This is a genomic window from uncultured Aquimarina sp., assembly GCF_947492115.1.
Lineage (GTDB): Bacteria > Bacteroidota > Bacteroidia > Flavobacteriales > Flavobacteriaceae > Aquimarina.
On the sequence record NZ_CANLMM010000005.1, the window covers coordinates 383,919 to 394,796 of the forward strand.

At 31.7% G+C, this 10,878-nt stretch carries 12 protein-coding genes; 8 read left to right on the forward strand and 4 right to left on the reverse strand.

Going from position 1 to position 10,878, the window contains the following annotated elements; genetic code table 11:
- The first annotated feature begins 85 nt into the window (after window positions 1–85).
- The 3 genes from Q1A73_RS17155 (at window position 86) to Q1A73_RS17165 (ending at window position 2,396) form a co-directional block, all read left to right on the forward strand.
- Entirely contained in the window at window positions 86–1,702 is a 1,617-nt protein-coding gene (locus Q1A73_RS17155; RefSeq protein ID WP_299607832.1) for a helix-turn-helix domain-containing protein, read from the forward strand.
- Between the two features lie 145 nt (window positions 1,703–1,847).
- Window positions 1,848–2,009 carry a hypothetical protein gene (locus Q1A73_RS17160; protein WP_299607835.1) on the forward strand — a complete coding sequence of 54 codons (162 nt, stop codon included), beginning with the start codon at window positions 1,848–1,850 and terminating at the stop codon, window positions 2,007–2,009.
- Window positions 2,010–2,210: 201 nt separating this feature from the next.
- Window positions 2,211–2,396: a hypothetical protein gene (locus Q1A73_RS17165; RefSeq protein ID WP_299607838.1), complete on the forward strand. Its 186-nt coding sequence runs from the start codon at window positions 2,211–2,213 to the stop codon at window positions 2,394–2,396.
- A 99-nt stretch (window positions 2,397–2,495) separates the two neighbouring features.
- Here the strand turns inward: Q1A73_RS17165 and Q1A73_RS17170 are convergent, their stop codons facing one another.
- Window positions 2,496–3,872: a hypothetical protein gene (locus Q1A73_RS17170; RefSeq protein WP_299607840.1), complete on the reverse strand. Its 1,377-nt coding sequence runs from the start codon at window positions 3,870–3,872 to the stop codon at window positions 2,496–2,498.
- 457 nt (window positions 3,873–4,329) lie between these two features.
- Here Q1A73_RS17170 and Q1A73_RS17175 point away from each other — a divergent pair, with 457 nt between their 5' ends.
- The 4 genes from Q1A73_RS17175 (at window position 4,330) to Q1A73_RS17190 (ending at window position 7,685) form a co-directional block, all read left to right on the forward strand.
- Entirely contained in the window at window positions 4,330–4,746 is a 417-nt protein-coding gene (locus Q1A73_RS17175; protein WP_299607843.1) for a hypothetical protein, read from the forward strand.
- Window positions 4,747–4,921: 175 nt separating this feature from the next.
- Complete coding sequence (locus Q1A73_RS17180) at window positions 4,922–5,896, forward strand: helix-turn-helix domain-containing protein (protein WP_299607846.1); 975 nt, start codon at window positions 4,922–4,924, stop codon at window positions 5,894–5,896.
- 95 nt (window positions 5,897–5,991) lie between these two features.
- Window positions 5,992–6,780: a cupin domain-containing protein gene (locus Q1A73_RS17185; protein ID WP_299607849.1), complete on the forward strand. Its 789-nt coding sequence runs from the start codon at window positions 5,992–5,994 to the stop codon at window positions 6,778–6,780.
- Between the two features lie 140 nt (window positions 6,781–6,920).
- Window positions 6,921–7,685 (forward strand): YARHG domain-containing protein, encoded by a 765-nt coding sequence (locus Q1A73_RS17190; protein WP_299607853.1) that lies wholly within the window; start codon window positions 6,921–6,923, stop codon window positions 7,683–7,685.
- An 84-nt stretch (window positions 7,686–7,769) separates the two neighbouring features.
- On the opposite strand, the gene Q1A73_RS17195 is transcribed toward Q1A73_RS17190, so the two are convergent.
- Window positions 7,770–8,573, reverse strand: a complete 804-nt coding sequence (locus Q1A73_RS17195) for a lysophospholipid acyltransferase family protein (protein ID WP_299607856.1) — start codon at window positions 8,571–8,573, stop codon at window positions 7,770–7,772.
- A gap of 167 nt (window positions 8,574–8,740) precedes the next feature.
- Entirely contained in the window at window positions 8,741–9,340 is a 600-nt protein-coding gene (locus tag Q1A73_RS17200) for a CoA pyrophosphatase (RefSeq protein WP_299607859.1), read from the reverse strand.
- 38 nt (window positions 9,341–9,378) lie between these two features.
- Here Q1A73_RS17200 and Q1A73_RS17205 point away from each other — a divergent pair, with 38 nt between their 5' ends.
- Window positions 9,379–10,140, forward strand: a complete 762-nt coding sequence (locus Q1A73_RS17205) for a peptidylprolyl isomerase (protein WP_299607862.1) — start codon at window positions 9,379–9,381, stop codon at window positions 10,138–10,140.
- A 12-nt stretch (window positions 10,141–10,152) separates the two neighbouring features.
- Here Q1A73_RS17205 and Q1A73_RS17210 read toward each other — a convergent pair whose 3' ends face one another.
- Entirely contained in the window at window positions 10,153–10,878 is a 726-nt protein-coding gene (locus tag Q1A73_RS17210; RefSeq protein ID WP_299607865.1) for an RDD family protein, read from the reverse strand.

Sequence of the window (10,878 nt, forward strand, 5' to 3'; positions counted from 1 at the left end):
TTTGCAACAGAAAGTAAATTATGTTGCAAATTCTAAAAAAGAATAGCGTCCGATCTACTTTTACATTATTCACAAATCATCTAAAATGACTACTCTATACCCATACACTCTCAATAAGTACGTCTTTCCTATTATAATACTATTACTTTCAATTACTACTCACACTCTTTCTCAAGAAAACAAGGAGTTACAAAAAGCGGTTTTTTTAGTTGATAAAGGATTTGATTTATATAGTTCTGAAGATTATGATGTAGGTATACAATTCTATGATCAGGCTTTAAAAATCAGTAAAGAACTCAAAAATGATTCTTTAGTATCTATAATACATACATTAAAAGGTCACATACACTTAAGAAATGGAAAAAATAAAGATGCACTGCAAGAATATACGAAAGGATTACAGTTTGCTAAATTTACAGAGCATAAAGAATTAGAAGTTAAAGCCAATGCTGGATTAATCGTTATTTTAAGAAGGATGAATCGGTCGGAAAAAGCATTAAACATTGCGCTTCGTTCTCTTGAAATCATTCCAAAAACAAATATGTATCGAAAAGATGCACATGTAAGTATTCTTGTACTTAGTAGTGAAGTGTATTTGGCTAGAGAAGAATATGATTCAACCCTATTTTATGTAGAAAAAGCATTAGAAATCAGTAAACAACTTTCATATAAAGAAGCTATTCTGGATTTGTATATTAAAAAAGGAATGGTCTATTATCATAAAAAACAATATAATGCTTCTCTAGATTATTTATTGAAAGCTAAAAATATATTAGATACTCAAGAAATTAGTAACAAAGCATTTCCTATCATAAACACCACCTACTACACAGGTAGTTGTTATTATGAGCAAGGATTATATGATAAAGCAATTCCCATACTAGAAGATGGCATTAATAATTTTGAAGAAACAGATTTCTTTAAACCTCCTGCGATAAGAGCACATTTACTTTTAGCTAATTGTTACAACGAAAAAAAGGATTACGAAAAAGGAAGCTTTTGGCAAAAGAAATACATGGAACTTAATGACGCTTATCAAAAAGATAAAGATCAAACAATAGATATCATTCATGAAAAAGAGACTAACCAACTACAACAGAAAATAACTGATCTCGAAAATAATCAGCAACAAGCAAAAACCAAATTGTTTATTTTTTTGTTTGTAATTTCTCTAGCAATGGTAATACTATCCTACAATTACATCAAGAAACAAAAATCTAATAAAGTTGTATTTCAAAACTTAATGCAAGAAATCAATCAATTAGAATCTGTAAACAAACAAACAGAAATTCAAGAACAATCTAAAAAAGAAATTAGTATTGATGACCAAAAGGTGCAAGAGATCATCAAAGGAATCGAAAAATTAGAGACTCAGGAATATTTTCTAAAATCAGATTGTAATTTGCGAACTATGGCAAAGAAGTTAAAAACAAATGCCACCTATTTATCACAAACCATCAATCAACACAAAGAGAAAAGTTTTACCGAATATATCAATGATCTTAGAATTACTTATGTTTTAAAGAGATTACAGGAGGATTCAAAATTTAGATCCTATGCTATTCAATCCATAGCTTCCGAGATTGGATATAAAAGTAGTTACTCTTTGGTAAAGCATTTTAAAGCTAAAACAGGAATCAATCCTTCTTACTATATCAAGAGCTTAAATAAGCAAGAAACAACATCAGAAATCAAGGTATAAATGATCGCTATTTTAAACAATTTAGCTATATAAGATTACCACAGATGCTTTAAACCAAATATATTTCTATCGAAATACATTTATTTCCAGATAAGAATATCTCAAAAAAAAGGGATACTGTACTAACGATCAAACAATTCGAATAATGAAAAACAACAAAACACAAAAGATCTCTCTAAAAAAGCTAACTGTAGCAAGGATTAGTAACGATTCCATGACTAAAATTGAAGGTGGAAGTACCGTTTTAACAAGTAATTATTGGGAACAGGGTGGCGCAGTGATTCCTTTTTGTTATATACCTGATTAAATAATACTTGTAAGTATTTAGAACCTGCAAAAATTTGCAGGTTTTTTTATGGCTATTTTGTTTAAAATAGCGAATACTTGTTTTTTAACAGGTTGATCACTTATTACTTTGGTATCTGAATCAAAATAGCTTTTTGGCTTTATTTTGATAAGGGGTAACCGAAAACCTTAGCAACAGAGTAGGTATCTAAAACATATAATCATGCTTAAAAATCTTTTAAACACTACAGGAGTAACAACACTAAAAAAAGAAGAACAAAAAACCATTAATGGAGGGAATACGGGTATGCAATGTCGCAGTCATTCAGATTGTAGTGCCCTAAACGGCATCCCTGGATTCGAATATGAAGAATTCTTCTGTCATTGGGGATATTGCCAGATTATGTAATAACTTATTATTTTATAAGTCCAATAAAAAACCCCGAAAGACAACTCATCTTTTGGGGTTTTAGGAAAAATAATAATTACTAAAACAAACAATTAATTTTTATATCGCTACAATACCTTGAGTATTGGTGTCTGGTAAGTTTCCTGATTCTTCGCCAATGAACTCTAACGATTGTCCATTTACTCTATAAATTCCTATTGTACCGTCTAATCCATATAATTGGTATAAGTATTGACCATCATCGCTAATCCACATATCGATCCATCCTTCGGTAGTTCCGAATGCAGCACCAGGATCCGTAGTATTACCTGTGGCTCCTACTCCTTGCGCAGCTACCTGATCCAATAAGGTTACTACTCCGTTATTAAAGCTAAAGGATGCCAATCCTGCTTCAATCGCATTAGACACAAAGAAAGTACTTCCATCTGCTGTAAAATCTAGCCAACAAGCAGTTCTACCTGTATTTCCTTCTCCAGATCTCACATCCAGACTAATAGGGCTTAAGCTTCCATCACCCTGAATTTGCCAAGTAGATACTGATCCATCTTGCAACGCTGGAAATGCTGGTGGAGTTCCGTCTGGTTGAAATTCTCTTGCTTCTGTTACCACCACATAATTATTTCCTACAATCTGAAATCCTATAGCTGATGGTAGATTTCTACCTTCTACATTATCTCTAAGTGTTGAGGTTGCTCCTGCTACTTGATTAGCGGATAAGGTACCATCATTATTCACAGCATATACCACAAGTTCATCTTCGCTTCCAGAAGCTAATGCTGCTGCTCCAGAATTTATAGATGCTACTACTAACCAATTACCATCTGGTGAAAACTGAACAGCAGAAGGTCTGTTTGCTAAATTTCTGGTAGAACCTGCAATGGGTGATAAAGTTCCATCTTCTAACAACCAAAATCCTGTTACCGTTCCTTGTTGTCCTGGTTCTCCTTCTCCCAAAAACTCTGTTCTCGAAATATTCGACACATACACAATTCCTTTTACACCATCTGCATCTACAGAAGTATAAGCAATACTATTAGGTCCTTCTGCTCCTGTAGGCTGTGGGGTACCAGCCATTTCTAAAGAGAAATCATCTTGAATATTAAATGATGTGATGGTATTACTACCAGCATTTACTGCCAGTAAGTTTTCATTGTCATCGGTTTTTGTAAGTGCGTATGCAGAAATTAGTGGATCTAGTCCTTCTCCTCCATCAAAATCTCCTCCATTTCCACCAGTAGATACAGGGCCAATTGGTGTTAGGGTTCCGTCTGCATTTCTTCCATAAGAAACAATAGTATTTGCTCCTTGTACAATTCCAGAAATCTGACCATTTCCATTTGTCATTGCATATACAGCTCCAACAAATGCATCAGGCTCTCCGCCTCCATCGGAGATAAAATCATCATCGTCATTACATGAGGTAACAAGAAGTACAACAGCCAAAAGCACAGATAAGCTTAATTTTAGATTTTTCATTTTATTCTTTTTTGAGTTTAAGTCTATGTTTACGTTACGTATTGAATAACATCCATACAAATAGTAAAACATATATTCAATTTTTATCTACTGTCTATTCGGCCGAATATGATGTAAACATCAAGAAAGGAAGTTCGTTACTCTTTAAAATTCTTGACTATAATTTGGTACGCATCGATTTCTGCATACTTACAGCCTTAACAAAAGGTAATTATGAGCTGTCAAAAACTTAAGACACTTACCAAAACCACATAAGTTATTCAAAAACAAATAGTTAAAGCCGAAACCACTATACATCAAGCATAATGAAAAATTCATAGAATTTATAAGAACATTAACACTTTATCTAAAATGCTTTAACAAAGCAGTATTATCGTAAATGTTAGCTAGCTAACAGAAACTTAGCGCATACGCAACCAATAATAATTTTTTACATCTAATAAAAAAGCAAAAAACAATGAACAAACCATTTAAATTAATTGCCATAGCACTATCGCTTCTATTGGCAACCTCTCAAATGTCCTGTGACGAAGATGAGTGTGATGATGTAGCTTGCACCTTAGTGCTTATACGACTTTCCGTAACAGTTACTGATGAAAATCAAGATCCTGTAGAACTAGATTCATTTGAAGTTATCAATCTTGATACTAATGAAAATATTACCGTTTCACTGCTACCTGAAGAACTCGAAGAATGGTTAAGACAAGGGAGATATCCTTTGGCAGAAGATGGTAGCATCGGAGTGAACTTACAACAAGAAATTCAATTTAGAGGATTTATAGACAATCAAGAAGTTATTAGAAGTAACTATGTTATAAGTTCAGATTGTTGTCATATAAATCTAGTTTCTGGGGATGTAGACCTTACTATTTAAAACGTAAAAATTTAAACGAATAGCATCTGAACTCTTAATCGGAGTTTAGATGCTATTTTAGTATTATAGTTTTTTTGAATACATCATTTTGAAAAATATAATTCCCTATTTTTATTCGAAGTTAATTACTTAAATCAACTTCTTGTATTCATATAATGATAGACCTATTTTGAAGATGCAAAATGAAATTTTATTCTTCTTTAGTGCTTTAGGGATTTTTAATACGTTATGTATATCTATATATCTGTTCTTGAGATATAAAGTATTTAAGCCTTATCTATTTCTAGCGATATTTCTATTATTCGTAACTGCTAGAGTTGGAATTTCTTGTTTTTATTTTTTTCAAGGTAAGATCGCCCCAATATTTATTCAAATTGGTTTGTTATCCAACTTACTTATGGGTGTAAGTTTGTATATTTTTATAAGTAGTAAGCATATAAAACCAAAAGATTTTATCCATTTCTTTTCGGTTGTAATTGTACTTGTCATCTTTAGTATAGCGATCCCGTTCTCCTCTTTTTTCCTATTATGGGATCATACGATACGTTTTATAATTCATGGAATATTAACTATCTATATTGTAGGATCATGGTTCCAATTGTATAAGAAACATAGAGCAAAACAAAAAATCTATACCAAACTGATAATTTTAACAGCGTTCACCTTATTGTGTCTATCCTTTTCTATTTCATTATTCACTAGCTATATCATTGGGCCTATAGGTGCTACCATCATTATTTATGTAACAATTTTAAAGTTTTTCTTAAGTGCCAGAAAAAGCAATAAGTATCGAAATAGAAAAATTGAAGATAAAACTGCAGAGAAACTAATTCTTGAAATCAAACAATGTGTTGTTGACCATCAATTGTATAAAAAGCAAAATTTAAAAGTAAAAGAGTTGGCAGATGAATTAGGAATTCAACCACATGCGCTTTCTCAAATTCTAAATGACAATCTTCAACTAAGTTTTACCTCCTTTATCAATCAACTTAGAATTAGAGAAGTCAAAAAGATGCTTACTTCAGAAACAAGACTTACTATTGAAGCTATAGGAGAAGAAGCTGGATTTGGTTCCAAAACAACATTTTTTAAGGTTTTTAGAGCTGAAGTAGGAATGACTCCCAAAGAATTTATCAAAAATAACTCCTGATTTAGAAAACGGTACTTTTCTTCTCTTTAAAATAAGTCCCTATATACTATAAAGTTTCATATTCGTATACACAATTCTTAAACTTTATAAATACAATGGACAAAAGAACATTTACTATACTATTGTTGGTCTTGCTATCAGCGATAGCAACAGGGCAAGAAAAAGTTAAAAATCCTATTCTTTTAGATAAATCTGTTTTATCAGGAGTTGGCCTAAAAAAAATAGATTTAAAAGATGAGCCTGAAAAAAAATTTTATCAAAAGCGTTTATATCGTGGCAATGACATCAGTATTTATGTAGTTTCAACGGAAACCTGGAATAATAAATTCGAAAACTTTTGGTTCGATGAATTTATATATATGTATCATGGTGAAGCCATTATCAAACCTAAACATGGAAAAGCCCAATTATTTCACTCCAATGATTACTTTTTTGCTCCAAAAGGATACACTGGTGAATGGGAAATAAAAGCTGGAAAACACCTTCATTATGAATTATCAGTAATCACCACCAAAAGAGCTGATTCAACAATTACTTCAGAAAATCTTACGCATGAATTATTTGATAAATCTGTCTTATCAGGTGCACATATTCAATTAGATAAGAATCGTAAGTTTACTCAGACCTTACGAAAAGGAGTAGAATTAACAATTAGCTTAAAAGCGGAAGAGCCTTCTCTATCAAAAATAAAAGATACTAAAGAAATGTTGATCCAATTATTATCGGGTATGGTCACGATAAAGACATCAGACAATACCGAAACAACTTTTTATAGTGGGGACTTCTTTGTAATTCCTGAAAAGATGATTGGAACTTGGAAATCGAAAGGACATGGATTAATAAAATATCTAACAATTGAAAAAACAAGCAGTATAAATAATTAATAAATATACTATAAGGTTTTATGGTTATTTGACCATCTAAACATGAGTAATTATCTTTTCGGGAGATTTTAGGTATTTCATAGAAAAATTGAATGTAATATCATATTTTGCCCATACCAACGTTAAGCAATAATTACACCATGAAAAAACCTCTTCTTTATATCGTCATGATACTCCTATCCTGTTGTACACAACAGGAAAATAAAACTGCAAGTTCAACTCAGTCTTTAGGGGATATTAGCGAATCTCTTATAACGGTAGAACAACTACAAGGAAAAACGGCTATCGAATTAAGGCTTTTACGAAATGAAATATTTGCAAGAAAAGGTTATGTATTTAAAGACGCTATTCTAAACGATTACTTTTTGAAAAAGAATTGGTACAAACCAAATGAACAAAAAGAGATTATACTTACTGATATTGAGAAGCAAAATATTGAACTTATCAAAAAAGTAGAAAAACAATATGCTGCGAGCTCTACTCAAAAAACCGCTAAATCATCAAATTGTCTTAATAAGACTATTAAAAAATTAAAACCTGAATTAGCCAAAAGTGATTTTGACTTTTTAGGCAGATATAGAATATTTTCAAAAGAGCTAAAGGATTTTCTAAAGAGTATTGATATTAATGATTTGAATACTGATGAAGACGGATATGTCTTTTCTAAAACCTACTATTTAAAAAGAAACTGGGATTTAGACCATATCGAAGATGATGAATGCGAAGATGAAATTTTTCTTAGATATGATGATGAAAATAAGTGGATCTCTATTCAGATAAATAACTGTTCTTTATATAGAGAAAAAGGAGAAGAGGATCAGATTTCAGAACAATCTATCATCATACAGTTTATTATCGAAAATAATTGTTCTTACAAATTCCATAAAGTAACTGTTGCAGGATGATATTTTCTATTGTTATCAGGTTTACCTCTAAGAACTGTAAGAATTATCATAAAAAACCTATTAGTTAAGCTTACTAGTTTTGTTCTAATACTCCCACTGTCGCTTTTTATTTAATTCTTCCTCTGCCTCGATTTCTTCTTGCGGAATAACCTTTAGAAAAGATGGATGTTGTTCTATAGCAAACTCTAATTTACCAACAATATCATCTATAGAATCGTTTTCATAATCAATCTGTAATGGTTCTTTAATTACCATCGATTGCAGAATACCTCTTTTCTTTATTCTAATACCTTTCTTATCAAAAGATCTTCTAAAACCATCAATTACTATTGGAATCACAATAGGCTTATACTGTCTGATAATATGAGCTGTTCCTTTTCTAATAGGTTTAAAAGGTTTAGTCGTTCCTTGCGGAAAAGTAATCACCCAGCCATCTTCAAGTGCTCTTTTAATATTCGTAATATCACTCATTTTCACCTGTCGATTGATGTCTTTACCTTTCTCTCTCCAGGTTCTTTCTACGGTTATAGCCCCTGCATATGCTAATATTCTTGCTAGTAAACCTGCATTCATTGTTTCTTTTGCTGCTACATAATACAAGTTTAACTTAGGTTTCCATAGATATCCTATATTTTTAATAGAATCCGTACGACCACTTAAGCTAGCATTGAAAACATGAAACATCGCTACTACATCCGCGAAGTACGTTTGATGATTTGAAACGAAAAGAACATTATTATCAGGAAGATCTTTAAAAATCTCACTTCCCTCTATCTGTAATTCATTAAAACCTCTATAACGCCTATGCGTCATAGCGCCCATGATTCTAATAAGCCAGGTTTTTAAAAATAATATATGACCAAAAGGATTTCTTTTAAATAATCCCATAAAAAATTTTATTTACCTAATATCTATCATTAATCGTCCGTACACAAACAGCTCCTGATTTTTAATTAGTTACATTTAAAACTAATTACAATTAATCATATAATAGATACAATTTCAGTTAAATTCTTCTAAATATTACGAAGAAATCAGGTGCCAAATATACAAAATCAGTGTTCTATAGCAGATTTTAAGAGCATTTTAAGTTCACTAAGCATCATTGCTGTTGCTCCCCAAACTACGTAACCATTTAATTCAAAGGAAGGTACTTCGATATTTTCCGCATAAGAAGTTGATAATTTTTTAGAAATCACGTATTGATCATCCAACAATTGTGACAACGATACCTCTATAACCTTAGCTACTTCTTCTTCCTGAGGCACAAAATTGGGTAATGACTGAGAATATCCTAAAAACGGATGTACCCAAAAATTCGAAGGTGGAATATACACTTTAGTTAATGATTTTAATACCTGAATGATATCAGAAGATACTCCTATTTCTTCCCAGGTTTCACGCAATGCTGCAGATTCATAACTATGATCCGACTCTTCAACTTTACCGCCAGGCAATGCTACTTGTCCAGAATGTACACCCTCATATGTCGGACGAAGTATTAAGGCCAAATAGGTCTGATGCTCTTTTGGATAAAAAAGCATTAGAACAGCAGCATTCCTGGGATTTCTCTCTTCGATTTTAATTTTATAGAGTTCTTGTTTTCGAATTTCGGGAGCCATTATAAAATGAGAAGATTCTCCAGGTACTGACATTTTCTGTATTTTTGGAATCAAACTTTTAAATGTTTCGAATGTCATTTACCAGAGTAATTTTAATAGGTAGTTGTATTATTTCTTTAATTTTCTGCAGTTGTGAAGATACACATTCTAAAAAAACTAAAGAGGATGTACTAAAAAATGAGAAAGAGACTTCTAACAAAGAGGTTGAACAACAAAAAACTGAGAATTCAATACCTAAAAACGACTCCAAGACTTTAAACACAGCGGAAAAAGAAGAAGAACCTTTTAAACTTACTAATGAGAATATGAGAGAATTCTTATTAGAGTATGGTAAAAATAACCCTGAAACCTTAGTTCGTCTAAAAACCAAATTCGGGAATATTGACATACAACTTTATAAAGAATCTCCAATACATCGCGCCAATTTTATTTATCTGGTGAAAGAGAAATATTTTGACGAAACATTTTTTTATAGAGTTGCGAAGGGTTTTGTAATACAAGGTGGAAATAGTGATCGAAGACAAATGGCGCAAAGACGTCATGAGATTGGTGATTACACCTTGCCACAAGAACCTATAAAAGGACTGACTCATAATCGTGGATCTGTTGCCCTTTCTAAACAATGGGTAGATAATCCTTCCAATCGTTCTACCCCTTATGAATTCTTTATCGTAATTGCTAAACAAGGAGCACATCACTTAGATGGAGAACATACTATATTTGGCAAAGTGGTAAAAGGAATGAATGTTGCTGATAAAATTTCTAATGTACCAGTAGACGGAAGTGAATGGCCAAAGGAAAATATATTTATAAAAGCAGAAGTAATTCGATAATCCACAAAGGATTTATAACTTCTGAGTAAAATAATTGTAATCTTTTAAGACAATATCCAAAAACTGACGATCGTACAATTCTGATTTTACCTGAAGTACATCTTCTACCTTGTTTCGTAAAGCTGTAAGTGTCTGAAAGTCATTTGATCTAACTGCAACCCTGTACGTCTCTTTTATCAATCTTACATCCTTATCGGTAAGCTGAGTCACGTTTAAAAACTTAGGCTCATAATCTTCATTAAGATCTTCAAGAATGGTATGAGAAATTTTTACTTTTTGTTTAGTACGAATGACAATAGTACCTGCTGCAGCATCTCCTAATCGTTGATGTTTGTTAGAAAATATAATACTAAGTACACCCACCGATGAAAGAAAAATCCAAATATCAACTAATCTAAGCATCCATCTCACCAAATAATTACTCCAATGTACTGGTAACCCATCTACTCTTACAACTCTTATTTTTAATAACATTTTACCTACAGTTCTACCATTAAAAATAATATGCATATACAAAGAATAAAAAGAAACAGGTAAAAACAAAAGCGATTGAATACCAAAAACAGTCCAATTATCAGAAAAAGCAGTACCAATTAGTGAGGTAATATAGTTGACAATAAATAGATAAAGCCAAAATATTGCAAAATCAATTAAAAAAGCTAGCATCCTTTCCCCTATCCCAGCAGTTTTGTAATCCAAGTTTACATTTTGTGTTGTATTGATTGCTATATTTGCCAT

Coding starts and splice junctions, on each gene's coding strand:
- Q1A73_RS17155 (WP_299607832.1), top strand. CDS start 86: ATGACTACTCTATACCCATACACTCTCAATAAGTACGTCTTTCCTATT.
- Q1A73_RS17160 (WP_299607835.1), top strand. CDS start 1,848: ATGAAAAACAACAAAACACAAAAGATCTCTCTAAAAAAGCTAACTGTA.
- Q1A73_RS17165 (WP_299607838.1), top strand. CDS start 2,211: ATGCTTAAAAATCTTTTAAACACTACAGGAGTAACAACACTAAAAAAA.
- Q1A73_RS17170 (WP_299607840.1), bottom strand. CDS start 3,872: ATGAAAAATCTAAAATTAAGCTTATCTGTGCTTTTGGCTGTTGTACTT.
- Q1A73_RS17175 (WP_299607843.1), top strand. CDS start 4,330: ATGAACAAACCATTTAAATTAATTGCCATAGCACTATCGCTTCTATTG.
- Q1A73_RS17180 (WP_299607846.1), top strand. CDS start 4,922: ATGCAAAATGAAATTTTATTCTTCTTTAGTGCTTTAGGGATTTTTAAT.
- Q1A73_RS17185 (WP_299607849.1), top strand. CDS start 5,992: ATGGACAAAAGAACATTTACTATACTATTGTTGGTCTTGCTATCAGCG.
- Q1A73_RS17190 (WP_299607853.1), top strand. CDS start 6,921: ATGAAAAAACCTCTTCTTTATATCGTCATGATACTCCTATCCTGTTGT.
- Q1A73_RS17195 (WP_299607856.1), bottom strand. CDS start 8,573: ATGGGATTATTTAAAAGAAATCCTTTTGGTCATATATTATTTTTAAAA.
- Q1A73_RS17200 (WP_299607859.1), bottom strand. CDS start 9,340: ATGTCAGTACCTGGAGAATCTTCTCATTTTATAATGGCTCCCGAAATT.
- Q1A73_RS17205 (WP_299607862.1), top strand. CDS start 9,379: ATGTCATTTACCAGAGTAATTTTAATAGGTAGTTGTATTATTTCTTTA.
- Q1A73_RS17210 (WP_299607865.1), bottom strand. CDS start 10,878: ATGGCAAATATAGCAATCAATACAACACAAAATGTAAACTTGGATTAC.